The 20,320-nt window shown below is 43.6% G+C and carries 18 protein-coding genes and 1 tRNA gene; 13 read left to right on the top strand and 6 right to left on the bottom strand.

Annotated elements, in window-relative coordinates; genetic code table 11:
* Positions 1–54 precede the first annotated feature (54 nt).
* Entirely contained in the window at positions 55–348 is a 294-nt protein-coding gene (gene yhbY, locus WA381_RS04245) for a ribosome assembly RNA-binding protein YhbY (RefSeq protein ID WP_014949363.1), read from the bottom strand.
* Positions 349–443: 95 nt separating this feature from the next.
* Here yhbY and rlmE point away from each other — a divergent pair, with 95 nt between their 5' ends.
* From rlmE to WA381_RS04200, 9 genes are all read left to right on the top strand, one after another.
* A complete protein-coding gene (rlmE, locus tag WA381_RS04240) occupies positions 444–1,073 on the top strand; it encodes a 23S rRNA (uridine(2552)-2'-O)-methyltransferase RlmE (protein ID WP_014949364.1) in 630 nt (209 codons plus the stop codon).
* Between the two features lie 101 nt (positions 1,074–1,174).
* Positions 1,175–3,121: an ATP-dependent zinc metalloprotease FtsH gene (ftsH, locus tag WA381_RS04235; protein ID WP_014949365.1), complete on the top strand. Its 1,947-nt coding sequence runs from the start codon at positions 1,175–1,177 to the stop codon at positions 3,119–3,121.
* Positions 3,122–3,466: 345 nt separating this feature from the next.
* Positions 3,467–4,291: a dihydropteroate synthase gene (gene folP / locus WA381_RS04230; RefSeq protein WP_156086379.1), complete on the top strand. Its 825-nt coding sequence runs from the start codon at positions 3,467–3,469 to the stop codon at positions 4,289–4,291.
* Between the two features lie 9 nt (positions 4,292–4,300).
* Positions 4,301–5,644: a phosphoglucosamine mutase gene (gene glmM / locus WA381_RS04225; RefSeq protein WP_014949367.1), complete on the top strand. Its 1,344-nt coding sequence runs from the start codon at positions 4,301–4,303 to the stop codon at positions 5,642–5,644.
* A gap of 96 nt (positions 5,645–5,740) precedes the next feature.
* Complete coding sequence (tpiA, locus tag WA381_RS04220; RefSeq protein ID WP_156086380.1) at positions 5,741–6,484, top strand: triose-phosphate isomerase; 744 nt, start codon at positions 5,741–5,743, stop codon at positions 6,482–6,484.
* 10 nt (positions 6,485–6,494) lie between these two features.
* On the top strand, positions 6,495–6,908 hold the full coding sequence (gene secG, locus WA381_RS04215; protein ID WP_156086381.1) for a preprotein translocase subunit SecG: 414 nt from the start codon (positions 6,495–6,497) through the stop codon (positions 6,906–6,908).
* 10 nt (positions 6,909–6,918) lie between these two features.
* Positions 6,919–7,004: transfer RNA gene (locus WA381_RS04210), tRNA-Leu, on the top strand.
* A 235-nt stretch (positions 7,005–7,239) separates the two neighbouring features.
* Positions 7,240–9,534, top strand: coding sequence for a putative bifunctional diguanylate cyclase/phosphodiesterase (locus WA381_RS04205; protein ID WP_156086382.1), 2,295 nt, complete (start codon positions 7,240–7,242; stop codon positions 9,532–9,534).
* Between the two features lie 193 nt (positions 9,535–9,727).
* A complete protein-coding gene (locus WA381_RS04200) occupies positions 9,728–9,886 on the top strand; it encodes a YqaE/Pmp3 family membrane protein (RefSeq protein WP_014949371.1) in 159 nt (52 codons plus the stop codon).
* A 152-nt stretch (positions 9,887–10,038) separates the two neighbouring features.
* Here the strand turns inward: WA381_RS04200 and WA381_RS04195 are convergent, their stop codons facing one another.
* The 3 genes from WA381_RS04195 to WA381_RS04185 all read right to left on the bottom strand — a co-directional run bounded on the left by WA381_RS04195 (position 10,039) and on the right by WA381_RS04185 (position 13,715).
* On the bottom strand, positions 10,039–10,494 hold the full coding sequence (locus WA381_RS04195; RefSeq protein WP_014949372.1) for a hemerythrin domain-containing protein: 456 nt from the start codon (positions 10,492–10,494) through the stop codon (positions 10,039–10,041).
* A 229-nt stretch (positions 10,495–10,723) separates the two neighbouring features.
* Positions 10,724–12,079 carry an NADP-specific glutamate dehydrogenase gene (gene gdhA / locus WA381_RS04190; protein ID WP_101564483.1) on the bottom strand — a complete coding sequence of 452 codons (1,356 nt, stop codon included), beginning with the start codon at positions 12,077–12,079 and terminating at the stop codon, positions 10,724–10,726.
* Positions 12,080–12,086: 7 nt separating this feature from the next.
* On the bottom strand, positions 12,087–13,715 hold the full coding sequence (locus WA381_RS04185; protein ID WP_156086383.1) for a diacylglycerol kinase family protein: 1,629 nt from the start codon (positions 13,713–13,715) through the stop codon (positions 12,087–12,089).
* A gap of 150 nt (positions 13,716–13,865) precedes the next feature.
* On the opposite strand from WA381_RS04185, the gene WA381_RS04180 reads away from it, so the two are divergent.
* Positions 13,866–14,396, top strand: a complete 531-nt coding sequence (locus tag WA381_RS04180) for a DUF2878 domain-containing protein (protein ID WP_156086384.1) — start codon at positions 13,866–13,868, stop codon at positions 14,394–14,396.
* A gap of 20 nt (positions 14,397–14,416) precedes the next feature.
* Complete coding sequence (locus WA381_RS04175; RefSeq protein WP_156086385.1) at positions 14,417–15,121, top strand: SDR family NAD(P)-dependent oxidoreductase; 705 nt, start codon at positions 14,417–14,419, stop codon at positions 15,119–15,121.
* A gap of 71 nt (positions 15,122–15,192) precedes the next feature.
* Here WA381_RS04175 and WA381_RS04170 read toward each other — a convergent pair whose 3' ends face one another.
* Positions 15,193–16,023 (bottom strand): HAD family hydrolase, encoded by an 831-nt coding sequence (locus WA381_RS04170; RefSeq protein ID WP_014949377.1) that lies wholly within the window; start codon positions 16,021–16,023, stop codon positions 15,193–15,195.
* A gap of 179 nt (positions 16,024–16,202) precedes the next feature.
* Complete coding sequence (locus WA381_RS04165; RefSeq protein ID WP_156086386.1) at positions 16,203–16,793, bottom strand: hypothetical protein; 591 nt, start codon at positions 16,791–16,793, stop codon at positions 16,203–16,205.
* Positions 16,794–17,376: 583 nt separating this feature from the next.
* On the opposite strand from WA381_RS04165, the gene WA381_RS04160 reads away from it, so the two are divergent.
* The gene (locus tag WA381_RS04160) at positions 17,377–18,423 is read left to right on the top strand and encodes a DNA topoisomerase IB (RefSeq protein ID WP_156086387.1); all 1,047 of its coding nucleotides are present in this window, start codon (positions 17,377–17,379) and stop codon (positions 18,421–18,423) included.
* Positions 18,424–18,790: 367 nt separating this feature from the next.
* Positions 18,791–20,305, top strand: a complete 1,515-nt coding sequence (gene putP, locus WA381_RS04155; RefSeq protein WP_156087337.1) for a sodium/proline symporter PutP — start codon at positions 18,791–18,793, stop codon at positions 20,303–20,305.
* The last annotated feature ends 15 nt before the right edge of the window (positions 20,306–20,320 follow it).

Genomic DNA, 20,320 nt, shown 5'->3' with positions numbered 1-20,320 from the left:
GGGAAGTAAGAAGAAAAACTACGGTGCCGACGGGGATCGGCACCTTATATTCAGCTATTTTGGCAACTGAATTTTACAGTCTTCGCTTTGACGGTAGATAATTAGCGTGTGGCCGATTACCTGTAGCTTAACTGAGTTTGTTTCACGAACAATGGCATCCATGATTAGCGCTTTTTCTTCGCGATCGTCTGTTGGCACCTTAACTTTAATTAATTCGTGATGGCTAAGGGCGTTGTCAATTTCGGCAACCACACCTTCTGTCAGGCCGTTCCCACCTAGCTGCACAACAGGTTTTAAAGGGTGTGCAAGGCCTTTTAGGAATTGTTTCTGTTTATTTGAAAGTTTCATGAAGTAATATTTCTTACAATTAATCTGTTAGTTTATGCTTGAAATAACGTATTCTAACGCCATCTTCTCTACAATCCTAATGACATTGTATTGGAATGACAAAAAAGAAACACTCCGCCAGCAGTAAACGCTGGCTACAAGAACACGTTAACGACCATTATGTGCAAAAAGCAAATAAGGAAGGTTGGCGCTCGCGAGCTATCTATAAACTGGAAGAAATTCAGAAAAAAGATAAGCTTATTAAACCAGGAATGACACTTGTAGACCTTGGTGCTGCACCGGGGGGCTGGTCACAGCTAGCCGCACAGCTCGTTGGCGACAATGGTCAAGTTATCGCGTGCGATATTTTGCCCATGGACCCAATCGTGGGCGTAGACTTTTTACAAGGTGATTTCAGAGAGGACGCTGTTCTCGACGCACTATTGAACAGAATCGGTGGGAACACCGTAGATATTGTGTTGTCTGATATGGCACCGAACCTTGCAGGTAACGCGTCGGTTGACCAATCTCGCTCTATGTATCTTTGCGAACTAGCGCTTGATATGTGTCACCAAGTGTTAAAGCCTGGTGGTTCGTTTGTCATAAAGGTGTTCCAAGGTGAGGGGTTTGTTGAGTTCATGAACGCACTTAAACAATCTTTCACAACCATAAAGACGCGTAAGCCTGACTCGTCCAGATCACGTTCGCGAGAGGTGTATTTGGTGGCTTGTGGGTATAAAGTGTAGTACGCTTTGAGATAAGCGGTTTTCGTTGCGAGTTGTGTCGTTTATTCAATAAACAACTTGTTGAATATACAAGCAATTCGGGTTTATAGAGGTTAGTAGCATTGAGCGATATGGCAAAAAATTTAATCTTATGGTTAGTCATCGCCGTTGTTTTAATGTCGGTTTTCCAGAGCTTTTCACCGAGTGAATCGTCTCGTTCGCAAACTGACTACACAACGTTTTTGAGAGAAGCAGAACAGGGAAATATTCGAGAAGTTCGCATCAATAATAGTGGCGAAATTCGAGGTACTAAGCGTTCAGGCGAAACTTTCCAAACATTCGTACCTTACTTCGATGACAAGTTAGTATCTGACTTGGTTAAGAACGACGTAAGAGTGTACGGTGAACCACCAGAAGAGCAGTCTCTTCTGACGTCTATTTTCATTTCATGGTTCCCCATGTTACTGCTTATTGGTGTATGGATTTTCTTTATGCGTCAAATGCAGGGTGGCGGCGGCCGTGGCGCGATGTCATTCGGTAAAAGCAAAGCTCGCTTGCTTGGTGAAGACCAAATTAAGACAACATTTGCTGACGTAGCAGGCTGTGACGAAGCGAAAGAAGATGTTTCTGAATTGGTAGACTTCCTGCGCGACCCGTCTAAGTTCCAAAAGCTAGGCGGTAAAATTCCGAAGGGCGTACTTATGGTAGGTCCTCCTGGTACAGGTAAAACGTTGCTTGCAAAAGCCATTGCCGGTGAAGCGAAAGTACCATTCTTTACTATCTCTGGTTCTGATTTCGTTGAAATGTTCGTGGGTGTAGGTGCATCTCGTGTGCGTGACATGTTTGAGCAAGCTAAAAAAGCGGCGCCTTGTATCATCTTTATCGATGAAATCGATGCGGTAGGCCGTCAACGTGGTGCTGGTCTAGGTGGTGGTCACGACGAACGTGAGCAAACCCTTAACCAGATGCTTGTTGAAATGGACGGCTTTGAAGGTCATGAAGGTATTATCGTTATTGCGGCAACTAACCGTCCTGACGTACTAGACCCTGCGCTTCTTCGTCCAGGTCGTTTTGACCGTCAAGTAGTGGTTGGTCTTCCTGACATCCGCGGCCGTGAACAAATTCTTAAAGTTCATATTCGCAAAGTGCCAGTGGCTGATAACGTAGAACCGTCAGTTATTGCTCGCGGTACACCAGGTTTCTCAGGTGCTGACCTTGCTAACCTAGTAAACGAAGCTGCATTGTTCGCTGCTCGCGGCAACAAGCGCCTTGTTTCTATGGAAGAGTTTGAGAAAGCGAAAGACAAAATCATGATGGGCTCTGAGCGTAAGTCTATGGTGATGTCTGAGCCTGAAAAAGAAATGACAGCGTATCACGAAGCGGGTCACGCTATCGTAGGTCGCTTAGTGCCAGAGCACGATCCGGTATACAAAGTGTCAATCATTCCACGCGGTCGCGCGCTGGGTGTGACCATGTACTTACCAGAGCAAGACCGAGTGAGCCACTCTAAACAGCACTTAGAAAGTATGATTTCTAGCTTGTTTGGTGGGCGTATTGCTGAAGCCATTATTTATGGTGACGACAAAGTAACCACGGGTGCATCTAACGACATCGAACGCGCAACTGAAATTGCACGTAAGATGGTCACCCAATGGGGCTTGTCGAGCAAAATGGGCCCAATGCTTTACGCTGAAGACGAAGGTGAAGTGTTCCTAGGCAAGTCTATGTCTAAGGCAACAAACATGTCTGATGACACAGCACGTGCCATTGATGCGGAAATTAAGTCACTGATTGACCGCAACTACGAGCGCGCTCAAAAGATCCTTGAAGACAACATCGATATTTTACATTCAATGAAAGACGCACTGATGAAGTACGAAACCATTGATGCTAAGCAAATTGATGATCTGATGAACCGCACTGACGTTCGTCCTCCTGCTGACTGGGATGACAGCAAGCCATCGGGTGGCGATAAGCCAAGTGGTGGTGCGCCGGTTCGTGAAGGTGAAATTAAAAATGACGGTGTAGACAAACCGTCGGTAGGTAAGCCGGGCGATATTCCAAGCTAACCTTCTACATCCATTGAAAAACGCCAGTTTAACTGGCGTTTTTTGTTAGAGCTGATTGATTTTAACCTGGGAATTTGACTTACAGTTTATGTCACTGTGTCAGCTGAGTTATTTATTTCGTTACGCTTCACTTCACACTGTTCTTTGCAAAGAACAATGAAAAAATCACGGCGAAGAACTAACCAAAGAATTCAGCAAGCAACAAGGCAAAGAGCATGCATTTTTAAGTAGGTTTCATTGCTAAGACAGCGGGTCAAAATCAGTTTGCTTTAAAGCTTCATTTCTCAACATATTTTCTGACTAAGAAATACGGTAATTTCAAAACAAAGATAATGCAGGTAATTCATGCAGTTTGGTAAGTACTTCATAGATCTGTCACAGCCTCAGGTAATGGGCATTTTAAATGTTACTCCTGATTCATTTTCTGACGGCGGCAAGCACACAAATGTATCTCAAGCCCTTGACCATGCGCTTCGCATGATTGAAGAAGGGGCAACTTTTATTGATATAGGTGGTGAATCGACAAGGCCAGGCGCGCCCGACGTATCGCTGCAGGAAGAGCTTGATCGCACAATACCCGTTATTGAAGCCGTAGCTAAAAATACCTCATGTGTTATTTCTATTGATACCAGCAAGGCCGACGTTATGCGGGAAGCGGTGAAAGCCGGCGCGGGGCTAATCAACGATGTACGCGCTTTACAAGAGCCTGGTGCATTGCAAGTAGCAGCTGAAGCACAAGTACCTGTTTGTTTAATGCATATGCAGGGGCAACCGAGAACCATGCAGCAAAGCCCTGAGTATGATGATGTAGTGAATGATGTGGGTCAGTTTCTACTCGCGCGTACCAAAGTGTGTGAAGAAGCGGGCATTGCTAAAGACAAGATTTTGTTCGACCCTGGCTACGGTTTCGGAAAGTCACTGGAACATAATTATACGTTGGTGAAACACTTGCCATCGCTTATGAAGCTGGGTTACCCAGTGTTAGTAGGCATGTCTCGCAAGTCGATGATTGGCAATTTGCTAAATAGAAAAGTGGATGAGCGCTTGGCGGGAAGCATAAGCCTCGCTACAATTGTCGCCCAAATGGGCGCACAGATAATTCGCGTTCACGACGTGAAAGAAACAGCTGATGCTGTCAATATCGTGAAAATGCTGAATTCAGTAAAATAAGGAATAATAATGACGCAGCGCAAATATTTCGGCACCGACGGTATCCGCGGAAAGGTAGGCGAGAGCAATATCAACCCAGAGTTTGTTACAAAACTCGGGTGGGCAGCAGGTAAGGTCCTTGCCGGACGAGGGACGAACAAAGTACTTATTGGTAAAGACACGCGTATTTCTGGCTACATGCTAGAGTCGTCTTTAGAGGCGGGTTTATCGGCTGCTGGTATCAATATCGGCTTGCTAGGCCCCATGCCAACGCCAGCCATTGCTTATCTCACCAAAACATTTCGCTCAGAAGCAGGGATAGTGATTAGTGCGTCACATAATCCGTTTTATGACAACGGCATTAAATTTTTCTCAGCGCAAGGCTTTAAGCTTGATGATGATATCGAATTAGCGATTGAAGATATGCTTGAGCGTCCAATGACATGTGTGGCATCTGATAAGCTGGGTAAGGCCACGCGTATAAACGACGCTGCGGGTCGTTATATTGAGTTTTGTAAGGGGACATTCCCTTCAGAATTATCGCTGACAGATCTTAAAATTGTTGTGGACTGCGCACATGGCGCAACGTATCACATTGCCCCCAATGTATTGAGAGAGTTAGGTGCTACGGTTATTGAACTTGGTACAGCGCCTAACGGCTTAAACATTAACGACGGTGTGGGCGCAACCTCAATGGATGCGATTGTTGAAAAGGTTAAGGAGACCGGCGCTGATCTTGGCTTTGCCCTAGACGGCGATGGCGATCGCATTATGATGGTAGACCACCTTGGTAATGTGCTTGATGGTGACCAGATTGTTTACATCATTGCCCGCGACGCGCTTAAGAACGGCAAAATGCAGGGTGGTGTCGTTGGCACGTTGATGAGCAATTTAGGCCTTGAAAATGCGTTGTCAAAGCTTGGTGTTCCTTTCGCAAGAAGTAATGTTGGCGACCGTTATGTGATGGAGCTGCTACAGCAAAAAGGCTGGTCTATTGGCGGTGAAAACTCTGGTCATGTTCTCAATCTTAATATGAGCTCTACGGGTGACGGTATTGTAGCTGGGCTTCAAGTGCTTGCAGCAATGCTTCGTTCGCACATGGACTTACACGACTTAGCAAGTGGGTTTGAAATGTACCCGCAAACGTTAGTTAACGTGAGGTACGCTAACCAAGAAGTGGATTATTTAGCACACAGCAATGTACAAAATGCTAAGAAAGAGGCTGAGTCTGCGTTAGGTAAAACGGGCAGGGTACTTCTACGTAAAAGTGGTACTGAGCCGTTAATTCGTGTGATGGTTGAGTCGAATGACGAAAGCCAATCTCACAAATGGGCAGAGCATATTGCTGAAACTGTTCGTAATCTCGCCAATTAGTTGGCGTAGCAGGAAATTTTGCTTTTTGTGCTTGTATCTTCTCAATTAAATAGTTAATATCACGCCCGCTTTGAAGACAGGGCTAAGGTCTGCGTTGTGAGTGAAAATCTTAGAAAGCCATTCGTGGCTGGCAACTGGAAAATGAACGGAAATTTGGCATTAGTTGCTGAATTTAATCAAAAACTGGCGAATGTAAAAGCTGATTCGGAAATCGTTATTTGCGCTCCTTCACTTCTTTTACACGCATTTGAAACCCATTCGTTTGCCATTGGTGCTCAAAACGTAAGTCATCTAAATAACGGCGCTCACACTGGTGAGTTGTCAGTTGAAATGCTTAAAGAAGCAGGTTGCGGTTACGCAATTGTTGGGCATTCAGAAAGACGAGAAGACCAAGGCGAGTCAAGCGAACTTGTTGCATTAAAGGCAAAGCAATGTGTTTCTTCAGGTGTCGTACCCATCATTTGTGTAGGTGAGCCACTTGAAGTGAGAGAAGCAGGTGATGTTGAATCGTTTGTTGGCGAGCAACTAGATGCACTAGTTAGCGCCATGTCGGTAGATGAACTCAGCAAAACTGTTATTGCATACGAGCCGATTTGGGCAATTGGTACTGGTAAAACAGCCAGCCCTGAGCAAGCACAAGAAGTACACGAATTTATTCGCGGCTACTTTAATAAAGTAGACGCACAATTGGCTCAAGGCCTTCGTATTTTGTACGGTGGTAGTGTTAAGCCAGATAATGCTGAAACCCTATTTGCACAGAAAGATGTAGATGGCGGTTTAATTGGCGGAGCCAGTTTAAAAGCTGAAGATTTTATTTCAATTTGCCAAGCGGCAAACTGACGAGGTATTTATGATTTACGAAGTGCTATTAGTAGCATACCTAATTGTAGCGCTATTACTTATTGGATTTGTATTGATCCAACAAGGTAAAGGTGCAGATATGGGCGCTTCATTTGGCTCAGGCGGTTCAAACACTGTTTTCGGTTCATCAGGTTCAGGTAACTTCATGACTCGTACAACCGCTATATTAGCAGGCTTGTTCTTCTTAATTAGCCTTTCTTTGGGTGCAATGACTGCAAACCGTGAAAGCGCAGAAGATGAGTGGAACAACCTAGAAGTTCCAGCGGCAGTAGAAGAGCCAGTAGAGCTACCAGCTGATCAAGACGTACCAGTTATTGAAGATGCAGCTCAAAGTGATGTTCCTGTTGTTGAAAGCGATGTAACAGACGTACCAAAGTCTAACGACGCTGAAGGTTCAAACTAACAAAGTTTTCGCGGAAGTGGTGGAATTGGTAGACACGCCATCTTGAGGGGGTGGTGAGCATAGCTCGTGCGGGTTCAAGTCCCGCTTTCCGCACCAAATAAATGTAAAGGCCAGCGCAATGCTGGCCTTTTCTGTTTTTACACCGTGAAATTCTTGTTAAGGTGACCCTGTACGCTCACTTTTAACTGGCCTTGTTAATTGTAACAAAGCGTTAAAATCTAAAATTTACAGGATGTTATGTCTGTTCCTATTTTTATTATTCAGCTATGCTTTTCAATACTTAGTCATACTGTCTGCGACATAAACAAAACAATTTTTACGAGGCACTATAGTGCAAAAAACGCTTAGTCAGAGTTTGTTCCAAACCCTATTCGTAGGGATTGTGATAGCATCACTTCTGATAATTGGAGCAGTGTGGCGCTCAGCCAATACTCTCGTTGTTCAAAACATTGACCACAATATTGTTTTAGCAGAGAAAGTATTCGATAAAGTGGTTGCGGATCGTCAAGCTGTCATACGCAACGTTTCAAAAGTACTGTCTCGCTCATTTGATTTCAGGCGTGCGGTTGGCACAGAGAATATACCTTCTATTGAAGCGGCGTTTACCAGTTACGCGCAGCGACTAAACACAGATATCATCGCTCTGGTAAGTCTAGACCATCAAGTAGTTGTAACGCGTACAGACCTATTCGAAGTCGGTCAAAATGTGGAAAGTAGCCTAGCATTGGTTGCTAAAGGGAAAGACAGCGGTTTCTTCGTAGTCGATAACAAATTAGTACAGTTAAATCTAATTCGCGTAGAAATACCTACGCTTAGATATTACATGCTAATAGGCGTTGAGTTTGATAGCAGATTATTAGAAGAGCTAAAAGCGCTCGTAGACGCTGAAATTATTATCTCAAGAACTGATACCAATGACGTTCTTACGACTACCTTAAAAGAAAATGATGCGCAACGGATCCTCGCGTCAGAACACGACCCCTCGTGGATAGATGTAACCTTTAAAGACGAGCTTACTTACTTTGCCCGTGAGGTGAATATCGCCTCTGATGGCAATTTACCGGTTAAGATAACTCTAGCTGTAGATACAACGTCTTCATTTAGTGCTTTCACACGTATTCAATTGACGATTCTGGCATTTTGCTTAGTCGCAATATTCATTGCTCTGGGTCTTTCTCTGCTGCTTGCCAGGAATGTGAGTCGACCAGTGTCTACCTTGGTAAAAGCAGTGAATAAGGTCGCGTCAGGAAGCTATGGCGCAACCCTTGACGCACCGTCGAACCTCAAAGAGATTACCGAACTTGCCAACGCAGTCGACAGCATGCAAGCAAGTATTAAAAGCCGTGAAAATCATATTCGTTATCAAGCAGAGCACGACGTGCTTACCGGGCTTTTCAATCGGAACTATGTTGAAGGCTTCTTTGAGTCAGAACTTCAGGAAGAAAGAGAGTTACAGGTTGTTGCTATTACCGTAATCGGATTTCGAACCATTAACGACCTCTACGGTTACTCTAACGGCGATAATACACTGAAAGCATTGGCCGAGAGGCTTCAGCGTTGGCCTGGTACATCCGCAAGATTAGCTGGCGGTGAGATTTTATATATTACGCAAGATTCACTTAATGATGACCAGCTCGAAACGCTCAAGCACATATTAGAGCAACCAGTGGAAAGTAACCTGATTGCAATTCCAGTAAAAGTCGCAATGGCGGTTATCCAGTGCCCGCACGATGCAACAACATCAGAAGAATTATTCAGAAAAATGAATATTGTTACTGATGAAGCGATACACAGCGACAGCTGGTGCGTTCGCTACAGAACGGAATTAGAAGATAAATACAATCGAAGACTATCAATTACCACCGAACTAAAACGTGCACTGGCTAGCCAGCAAAACGAACTGTCTATGGTTTACCAGCCAAAAATAGATCTGCAGACTATGAAAGTATGCAGCATGGAAGCGCTTATTCGTTGGAATAATAGTGTTCTGGGCTTTGTTCCACCTGATGAGTTTATTACCATTGCTGAGCAAGCAGGGTTAATTGAGCAAGTTACGACTTGGGTAATGAAGCAAACCATTTCAGACTTAGCTTATTTTAGAGGTATGGGGTATGGGTTCACCGTTGCGATGAACTTATCTACTCAGGATATTCAAAATAAGGTACTTCTAGGGAAGCTGGTGTCGCTTTTAACTCAGGAAGGCCTGTCACCTGAAGCTCTGGAACTTGAAATAACAGAAAGCGATTTAGTTGCTGATGCGTCGCTTGCTATAGAGAACCTTAATGAACTAACGGCGCGGGGCTTTCATTTCGCCATCGACGACTTTGGTACAGGCTATTCGTCGTTAGCCTATTTAAAGAACTTGCCCGTAAAAACGATTAAAATTGATAAGAGTTTTATTCTGTCGCTGGCGAGTGATGAAAACGACCAGCAAATTGTTCATACCGTGCTGAGTTTGGCGAATGTGTTTAATTTAAAGGTTGTGGCTGAAGGTGTTGAAGACGTAGCGTCGCTTGAAATCTTAAAGGACTGGGGCTGTGATATCGTTCAAGGTTATTACATTAGTCGCCCACTTAGCCGTTCAGACCTTGAAGACTGGCTTCAAAATACGCCTTTCGGTGAATAGCTATTTCTTCAAATTAAATTTATTGTTTTACAGTAATCACTATGCCTTTGTCGCAGTATTTGGCGACATGGCATCGTAAATGCAAAACTAATAATGAAGCGTGTAAAACGCTCTGCGGGCCTGATTTCTTCGCCAAAGTGTGAGTATTTTGCCCACTGAGTTGTGAAATTACTTCAAAAACAAGGAATTTATTATGGACATCATTCGTATACTTTTATCGATTTTACTTCCACCGCTGGGCGTATTTTTACAAGTGGGTATCGGTGCTCACTTTTGGATTAATATACTCTTAACTATTCTTGGCTATTTCCCAGGTGTTATTCACGCTGTTTACATCATCGCTAAAAAGTAGGTGGTGAAAAACGCTGTATTGGCGGCTATGCAATAAATCGCATAGTCGTAGTGAGTACAGCAACCAAAAACAAAAGCCAGCGTTAATAGCTGGCTTTTTACGTTATGACGTTTGTCGAATAGGACGATTTCGGCAACGTGACATATCTCATGTTAGGCGGTGAGCTTTTCGTCGTCTAACTCTTGCTTCATCTCTTTTTGATATTCATCTGCAAGTTTTGTTTTTTGGCGGTCATTAAGCACATTGCCTGCAACTTGGAAGAATTCCTGTTCTTCGTCGGCAAGGTGATGTTCCACCTTTTCCTGAAGTGTTTTCAAATGACGCAACCAAGCTGGTGAACTCATATCCGTATCATCGAGCTTTGCGAGTAGCTCATCAATTTCGTGATGCTCTGCAATGCCGTGACGTGTTAAATCTACAGTGGCATCTTTCTCCAGAAGATGAGAATAGAAATGGCGCTCTTCAGCGATAGCATGACTTTCAAGCTGTGTCTTAAGCTCTTGATAATATTCACGGCGCGCAGCAGTGTTTCCGCTTGTTTCAGCTAGAATTTTAAGCAGTAAACGTTGCTTTTCATGGTCTTGACGCAAAGCTTCAAAAATTTTCATGGGTAGTTCCTTATAAATACCTAAAAAATGAATCACACCTGTGGCAATGCTATTTTTATTCCATGAATGAGATATCTGTTACGCGCTGATTTTTAAAAGAAATTTCAAATGAAGTGACACAGAGTCATTGAATTGGGGAAGGGGACAACGCAAATTTTACAAGTCAGTTTCCGATAAATTCACGGCAGTAAGTCCGTGAATTTACCGAAAGAGGGAGATGGAATATGCGCTATACGCCTTGTGCGACCATGGCGTCAGCGAGTCTACGAAATGCTGCTACATTGGCGCCTTTCATATAATCAACGTAGCTGCTTCCAGCATCGCCTTCAGATTTACCCTCATCAACACAGCGCTGATGAATGCTTTCCATAATTGAATAGAGCTGTTCATCGAGTGCGCTTGCGTTACGTTGATTGAACATGGCGTTCTGGCTCATTTCTAAGCCTGATAGCGCAACGCCGCCAGCGTTAGATGCTTTGCCTGGTACGTATGCAATTTGGGCGTCTAAAAACAAAGCCTGCGCTTCGTTTGTGCACGGCATATTCGCACCTTCTAGTACCATTTGACAGCCGTTATCTAGCAGTGATTTTGCATCTTCTTCAAGTAGTTCGTTTTGCGTAGCGCAAGGCAGTGCTATGTCGCATTTTAAATGCCATGGCTTTTTATCAGCTATCCACTTGCCCATGTTTTCATCTGACATGTCAGCAAGAATATTGTTGCGGTTTGCGTGGTTGTCGATTGCCCATTTAAGCGCGGTATCAGTTAACCCATTCTCATTATGTAAAAGCCCTCGGCTATTAGACAGCGAAATAACTTTTCCGCCTTTCTCTACCGCTTTAAGTGCAGCATGCAACGCTACGTTTCCGGCTCCAGACACTGCAATGGTTTTGCCTTCAATTGGAGTACCTTGATGTCGACATACCGCTTCTAAAAAGTAAATTAAGCCAAAGCCTGTAGCTTCAGTACGTACATAGCTACCACCAAATTCTAAGCCTTTACCGGTTAATACGCCTTCGAACTTATTGTTTAGTCTGCGATACTCGCCATAAAGGTATCCTATTTCTCTTGCGCCAACGTTTATGTCACCTGCAGGTACATCGGTATTTGCGCCAATATGTCGCTGTAATTCACGCATGAAGGCTTGGCAAAACAACATAATGTCGCGATCAGTACGCCCTTTGGGGTTAAAGTCTGACCCGCCTTTACCTCCGCCCATGGGTAAGCCGGTCAGGGCATTCTTGAAACACTGTTCGAAAGCAAGAAACTTAAGCACCGATAAGTTGACGGTAGGATGAAAGCGCAAGCCACCTTTGTAAGGACCCATGGCTGAATTGTGCTGTACACGCCAACCTTGATTGACTTCAATATCGCCATCACTGTTCATCCACGACACGGTAAAATAAATAATGCGTTCAGGCATGCAAATGCGTCTTATAATATCGAACGCTTTGTAGTCTTTGTTTGCATTGTAAATAGGAACAATATCTTCTAATACTTCGTGTACCGCTTGTAGATATTCCGTTTCGTTAGCAAACTTCTCATTAAGAAAGGTATAGATTTCTTCAAAGTTACTTTTCTGAGTCATGTACTGCTTAATCCTTTTCTTCAAAATTGGTGAGAACGGTAAGACTTCGAGGGCATGTTTTTATCTCAAGCTTTTCGCCTTCGTAGATCTCGCCGTCGACAGCATACGCCGTGGGCTTATCAAATGTTAACGTTATGCTTGATGCGCGTTCGTGCCGTATTGATTCAGATTGCTTCTTTGCTTCAGCTGGACTTAGCACTAGCTCTGCTAACGATGCGAATTGTTTATCAGAGCTGGGCTGAGGTAATAGCCAGGTCAAATCAAGCTTTCCATCGGTGATGTCGGGCGGCTCTGCGCCCTGAGCAAGTGCTGTGGTCATTGGGGCTGCGTTTGCAATAACAAAGCTCGGCGTTTCTAAGGTTTCAGCTGGCTGGTTGTCTTTTGCTACTTTAAACGTCATGTTTTCGTTGTTTGAAATCGCGTTCCATAGCCCTTTTAGGTAGGCAAACTGGCCGCCTACATTCTTTTCTTCGCGATCAGCGGCCGAAATCATTTTTTCCTCGAAGCCAACTGCTGCTACCAAAAGCATAACGTGGTCGTTACAGGTCGCGGTATCTATGGCTAAGGTGTTGCCCTCTATAATGATGTCGCATGCTGTACTAATAGGCATGACTTTACTAATGTAGCCATGCAACACTTGGCTTAGTGCGTTTGCTGTACCAAAGGGGATAATCCCCATGGTAACGTCGGTGTTGACCAAAGCCGAGGCGACTTCAGTTAACGTTCCATCGCCTCCGCATGCGACAATAATGTGGGCGCCGTCTTGTTTTGCCTTTTCTGCTAGTGCCTTACCATCTACTTTAGGTGTGGTTTCTTTCACGGTCACTTTGAATTTTTCATTTAATCGAGAAAGAACGTCATCTCGGTATTGCTCCCATTTACCGCCACCAGCAACTGGATTAACGATAAGGGTTAGATTCTTTTGTAGTGAAAGTAGGCCACCATCTCTAATCTGCTGCAGCGATGCTAATTGACGTTTATTGAGCCTTGCTGTTTGGCGTATCTGGTTAATTTCACGTAATGCATCATCTACACTCAACGAAGGGTTTTTGGCCAGTAAATAGGCTGCAACCACCAGAACAGAGCGACCTCGTCCAAGCGCACAATGCACAACAACATTTTTCTTTTCAGAAATTTGCTGGTTCAACCAATTTATTGCCAAAACAAGTTGTTCAGGAGTGGGGCTGGTATGGTCGAGTACCGGTACGTTTAAATAGCGGTAATCTTCTTGATATGCCGTCCAATCCAGTCCATCAAATTCAGCGGTTACGTCAAGAATGGCATCAATGTTGTTTTCGTTTAAAAGGCTAACGTGTTTTCCCGACATGCGGCACGCAAGGAATAAGTGCGGCTCAATTTTTTGTAGGGGAGGGACTTTATCCGTTCTGCGTGCGTATTCATTGTAAAGCCAAGAGCCCAGTAAAAAAGGTACAAAAATCCAGCGTATGTAGAATGGTATTGAGCCATCCTCACGTTTGCGAAACAGGCTTGGATAGTTGAGCAAATAGGCGCTGCTTACGGCAATAAGGGAAAATGCAATCCAACCAAAAACCACTTTTAACAATATCACTGGCACGGTCAGCGTTAGTGCTAACGCCACTAATGCACCAAGTACGTAATACTTCACCATTTTCACGATTAACACATCCTTTGTAATTGGAAAGAGCAAACAGTCTATGCATCTATACTTACACTGGAGCGTTTTCGTTTACTTTTGTCGCAATAGGGTTGAACTATCACGTACCGGTAAACGTATGCTTTGGTATTGAAAATATGAGCGTTTCAAATGAAGAATAGTGCAGTACTAAAGGTTGCGAACTTTGTATGGTTTCAAGGAATTTGGTGGCTGGTCATCTTGTTCCAGAATAAAGCAGTAATTCCAGTGTTAGGGTTAATCCTTCTATGGATAGTCATTTCGCCCAAGCGAGTGGAAGATATAAAGCTAATGGGCACGGTATTTTTACTGGGCACGGTGGTTGATGCGCTTTTAACCTTTTGCGGGCTGTTCATTTTTAACGAGACAGAAACGCTGGTCAGCTTCTGGCCAATTCCAATTTGGCTAAGTCTTCTATGGGCAGCCTTTGCAGGTACGGTCTATCACAGTTTAACCGCCTTTAATGGTCGAATGGCCGTTGCGGCGGTTGCTGGAGCTATCTTCGCGCCGCTCAGTTATATCGCCGGCGCCAAATTCGGCGCGGTTGAATTGGGCGCAAGCGTAGTGCTTTCTTATATTTTTATCGCTCTAGTGTGGAGTGTAATCTTCCCGCTGTGTTTTTATTTATCCAATCGTTTTGAGGCAAAACAAGCCCAAGCGTAAATGCAAGGAGTGTATTGGCAATGACGAAAAACGTATTAGTTACAGGTGGAAACAGAGGTATAGGTCTAGAAATAGTAAAAGGAATGCTGTCTAAAGGCTATAAAGTGCTAATGGGGTGTCGAGACGAAGAGGCCGGCTTTGAAGCCAAGAAAGATATTGTGGGAGGGGATTTGCATATTATTGAGATGCCTCTTGATAACGAAACAGCCATCGTCGATGCGTTTGTTCGAGCTGAGGCCGTGTATGGCCCTGTTGATATCCTCATAAACAATGCAGGTATCTTAGACGACACGCCATGGAAAGATGTAAATTCTGAGACGTTGGCTAAATCGATGCAAATTAATGTGAACGCCCCGCTTACACTTATCCAGCAAACGTTACCGCAAATGATTGAGCGAGGTTTTGGACGTATTATCAATGTAAGCTCTAGTTACGGTAGCTTCGCCGAGGGGCTGAAAGGGCCAATGTGCTATGCGATAACAAAGGCTGCTATTAATGCGCTTACGGTTAAGATGGCAGCGGTAGTTGATGAAGCTGCTGACGGGAAGTCTCTTGATGTAACCGTTAATAGCATGACCCCGGGTTGGGTGCATACCAGAATGGGGGGGAGTGATGCGCCTAAAACACCCGAGGAAGGTGCAGATACGGCCATTTGGTTAGCAACCATGGAAGAGGGCGGCCCCCATGGCCAATTCTTAAAAGATAGAGAGCCTATAGAGTGGTAGCCTTAATTAACTAGCCTAATTCATATAGTTTGAAGGCTACCATTTTCACGATGCTTTTTAATCAGCTTCTTCTAAAGTGAGAATCGCTCTCGTAGAAAGCGGGCGATTCCATCTTCATCGTGATGCCCAATGACGGAAGTGGCGGCGTCTTTGATATAAGGTTTAGCGTTAGAAGGTGCATAAGCCTCGTCTGCTAGCTTAAACATACTTAAATCATTATCACTGTCGCCAAACACAATAACGTTGCTTGCATTCAACTGTTGGCGCAAAAGCTCTACCGCACTACCTTTATTCGCAAGATTGTGGTGTACATCCATCCAACGGTACTCATCCCCTTCGATAGCTGGCCCAGAGTACGCTATCAGTCCTTCGTGCATGTTAAGCTGCTTATACATGTCATAGACTAGCGGTGCATCTCCGATCATACTGATGTTTGTTATATGTGCATTAGCAGGTAGCGACTCTATAGACGCTAGTCGCGCTTTAGTGCGCGAGAAATACTTTTCAATTAAATCGTGTTCCACCTGATGCTTAGGCGACGAATGGTAAATCACGTGCTCGTGATCTGGGCTATCCATATTCACTGTGTTAATGAAAGGCGTGATATTATTATTTACGGCGTGCTCGATAATAAGATTTACTTCACTGGGCGCGAGCAAATTTTCTAGTGTTAGCGCGTTTCCGGCAGGATCCCAAATTGCCACCCCATTATTATAAATGTGAGGGAGTACAAAAGACTGACCTTGTAGCACAAATTGCGCTGAATGCATGGTACGACCCGTCGCTACGGTGAATGCAATGTCTCTCTCACCAAGCAAGCCCAATGTCTCTTTAGTAAACGAGGAGATTTCAGAAGACTTATTTAACAAAGTGCCATCTAAATCAAAAAATATTAAATCCATACAATTGGTGCCTAATCTCTCTTTCAGAATAACGCCGACCAAACGACGAAGGGCAATAAACGTGGAGTTCGTTATATTGCCCTTCGAAAATATTGGAACAGCTAGATTGATAACTCCGCTATGATTACTGTATCACATTCTGCTTTGAAGCAGCGTTCCATATTATGTCGCTAGTCTTACTACCGAATAGATTCGACCACTTTGTCGGTGTGCTGCTTCAATAATTGCGAGACTTTAGAAGCAGACTGTGACTTTTTAAGGTTAATTACCAGCGCAACTTTACCATATCTAACCGCGTGTCTTACGGTTTGTATAACCTCATTTCTGTCTGGACGTAAACCGATTAAACCCGCTATGAATAACCCAATGAATATGCCTGGGCTAATTAGTGCTATGTAGGTAAACAAAGGATTTTGTTGAGTAAGCGCTGGGCCAAACTGCGTTAACAAAAATGCCGCCACTAAACCTACAATCAGACCGATTGAACCAAGCAACAGGTGGGACGACCACATGCTTTTGCCAATGGATGCACTGTTACGTTCAAGTTTTTCACTCATTTTAGGGTCGCTAGCTTCGATAATTTCTACTTGAGATACCTCAACAGATGTTTGGTCTTGAACTATCTCAAGTACTTCCTGCACTTTACGTTTTGACGGAAATACAGCCGCGACTTGCAAATCACCGGTTGATACAACATGGGCTCTCAAATTCTCATGTTCATTACTGTTTTCGCTTTTTGACTCTACGTTTTTCGAACTTTGAACATTCATCTTTAAATCCTCGACTTCTTACTTGGACTCTCTAAATCAATCCACTTCACTTGCACTTCAAAGGGTATTGCTGTTCGGCTTCACCCAAGTGCATAGGAAACTCGACAACTATTGTTCATACTTATTCAAGTTGCATTCCGATGAAGAAAAGTAGCGGTTTATACTTTAGTAGAAAAAAGAGAAAGTTCGTTTTTATACTATTGTTTTTAATGGTTATTTTCGGAATGTTAAATATGGTTTAGTAAGCTGGAAGGCGAAATAGAGAAGGATTTCGAAGCGATATGCTGAGTTTTAGCAAGCGCCGCTACCGGACCAAACAACCGGTACTGTGATAATTTTACACATAGCGTGAAAATTCGTTATGGCCTTTAAAATCACTGTCTTGCAGTGGAAGCGTCGGCTTGCGGTAAGGTTAGTTGCGTGTAGTGATCATTTCTGTACGTTCTTCTGTAGATTCTATTTATAAATTGAGATTTGGTACCGTTGTTTGCAATCTGACTAAGAAAGAACAGCGAGCATCTGCGGCCGTAGCAGCACCTTAACAGTCGGTCTTCTTAGCTGGTAAGGAAAGGAGTATCTATAAATGAAACGGATTAAGGGCTATTGCAACGTCTACTCTGATGATAGCCATCTATCAATAAGGCGCATCGCTTGCGGTGATAAACGGTTTTACTATCGCTATGCAAGTGGAAAAAAAGTCACAGGAGAGCGCGTGCTAAAGCGTATCAAAAAGCTTGTCATTCCTCCAAATTGGCGCGACACCTTTATAAGCCGTGACAGTAAAGCCAGCGTTCAAGCCGTCGGCTATGACGAAAAAGGACGTAAACAATATATCTATCACAGCAAATGGCACGAGCAGCAGCAAGTAGAAAAATTTGAGCGTTTGGTTGCCTTTGGTAATGCACTTCCTGAGTTCCGTGAGCACTGTCTTTCATTAATTTCACAGCCAACATGGACGCAAGAAAGAGCTTGCGCGCTGGTGTGCCTGTTGCTCGATTACACAGGTGCTAGAGTTGGCAACGCTCAATATAGCAAGGAAAATAACACATATGGGTTAACTACATTGCGGCGCAAGCATGTACAAGCGCAGTGTGACGATAGTGTTGAACTTGCTTACATTGGTAAGCACGGCAAACCAAGAACACTAAAAGTAAGCGACCCAGAGCTTGCTTCATTAGTTTGTGACTGTGCGCAACAACAAGGTTACTGTTTATTTCGTTATCAAGATGAGAATAAACAATGGCACGACGTAACGAGCGAAGACGTTAATGCGTTCATCCACAACGAACTAAGTGAACAGTTCAGTTGTAAAGACTTTCGAACGTGGGCATCAAGTCGATTTGCACTAACAAACCTGCCCAGTGTGTATGAACAGATAGCAAACTCCAGAACCAAGAAATGGGAGAGTACGTTAAGTAAGTGTGTTGCAGCAGAACTTGGCAATACTCCCACCGTTTGCAGGAAATATTATATTCATCCGAAACTATTTACTGTGAAAAATGACGAAAAGGCGTGTGAGAAGCTAATTAATCGGGTTCGCTCGCTACATAGTGAAGATTGTACGCAACTTACCCATTTACTGCCTGTAGAAAAGCTTCTTTTGGATGTTATTTCGTCTGAGTGCGCGTAACAAAGTATTTTTAATGAAAATGTTTTAGCTGATAGTAAAGTTGCTGTTTTTCGCGCCTTTCCAGCTAAAGTTAAATTGTTTCATAAATGACTTAGTGTTTTTAAGTTAATGAATAATAATGGTAATTTTGAATTTTATTAGCGTAATATGCTGTGAAACATGGTTGGTGCTAATTTAAACATAAGTGCCTGTTAAACGATGTTGTTTAAAAATTGCACTTGAAATTTTCTGTCAGATCCTTATATTGTTAGAGCTCTAATGATTATTGTTCGATTTAATTATTTGCTTTTGAATTTGAATTAGCAAAGGTTAAATGGCGTTTTCATTTACGAGTTTTCGAAGAGCAATAGAGGAAATAACGAACGTTATGCCAATGGAAAGTTACCTATCACTAGCGGTGTATTTTATAGCGATGTTAGGGATAGGGTTGTTTGCTTACCGACAATCTACCAGTGATATTTCTGGTTATATTTTGGGAGGGCGACAAGTTAGCCCTCAAGTAACCGCACTGTCTGCGGGTGCGTCTGACATGTCTGGTTGGATGCTAATGGGCTTACCAGGTGCAATGTATTTAACCGGTTTCGATGCGGTTTATATTGCTATAGGGTTGGTTGCAGGTGCGTTAGCCAATTATTTACTAGTAGCGCCGAAACTTCGCGTTTATACCGAAGTAGCGAACGACTCCCTGACTGTGCCTGAGTTTTTTGCGAAGCGTTTTAATACGCCTAACTCAAGCTTACGCATTGTTTCAGCGGTGATTATCGTACTGTTTTTCACGCTATACACCTCTGCCGGGTTAGTTGCAGGTGGTAAGTTATTTGAAAGCGCGTTTTCGGTCGACTATCAGCTAGGCCTATTTATTACGCTGGGTGTAGTGGTGTCTTATACGCTGCTTGGTGGTTTCTTGGCAGTAAGTCTTACGGACTTTGTACAAGGGTGCATCATGTTCGTGGCGCTGGTACTGGTTCCAATTGTCGCGTTTACCGAGTTCGATAGCGTGTCGCAAATGACAAGCGCCGCTTATCAATCTGTACCCAATTTTTCTGAATCGTTAGAAACGCTAACGATTGTAGGGTTGCTATCGAGTTTAGGTTGGGGCTTAGGTTACTTTGGACAGCCGCACATTATTGTTCGCTTTATGGCAATTCGTTCTGTTAATGCCATTGGCACAGCGCGAAATATTGGTATGTCGTGGATGTTAGTGACCATCATTGGTGCACTGGCAACAGGATTCGTAGGCATTGCTTATGCCAATCAGTTTGGTCTTGCTGTCGACGACCCTGAGACGATATTTATTATTTTCTCACAATTGCTGTTCCACCCACTTATCAGTGGATTTTTAATGGCCGCTATTTTAGCCGCTATTATGAGTACAATTTCGTCGCAACTGCTGGTTAGCGCAAGTTCGTTAACCGAAGACATTTACCGCGTAATGGTAAATAAAAAGTCTTCAACCAAGGCGCTGAGTGAAAAGCAAACGGTAACAATTGGCCGTTATGGTGTAGCAGGTGTAGCTGTGGTTGCATTGTTGTTAGCCATGGATGCGTCGAACACAATTTTATCATTAGTAAGTAATGCTTGGGCAGGTTTTGGTGCAGCATTTGGTCCGTTAGTACTGTTTTGTCTGTATAAAAAAGATTTAACAGCGAAAGCGGCAATGGCGGGCATGATCAGCGGTGCGGTAACCGTACTGTTCTGGATTTACGCGCCCGTTTTAGCTGACGGTAAAACGTTAAGCAGCGTTATTTATGAAATTATTCCAGGGTTTGCGGTAAGTACGTTAACGCTTTATTTGGTAAGTCGCTTTAGCGAAAACCCATCGTCAAACGTACAGGCAACATTCGCGCAAGCCAGTGAAGAATTAGCAAATCAACAATCTTAAGGTTAAAAAGTTTAT

It is taken from the genome of Alteromonas sp. CH_MED4-4 (assembly GCF_037029575.1).
Classification (GTDB): domain Bacteria; phylum Pseudomonadota; class Gammaproteobacteria; order Enterobacterales; family Alteromonadaceae; genus Alteromonas; species Alteromonas macleodii.
Note: the sequence above shows the minus strand (reverse complement) of the source record. Positions and strands in the feature narration are given on the sequence as shown.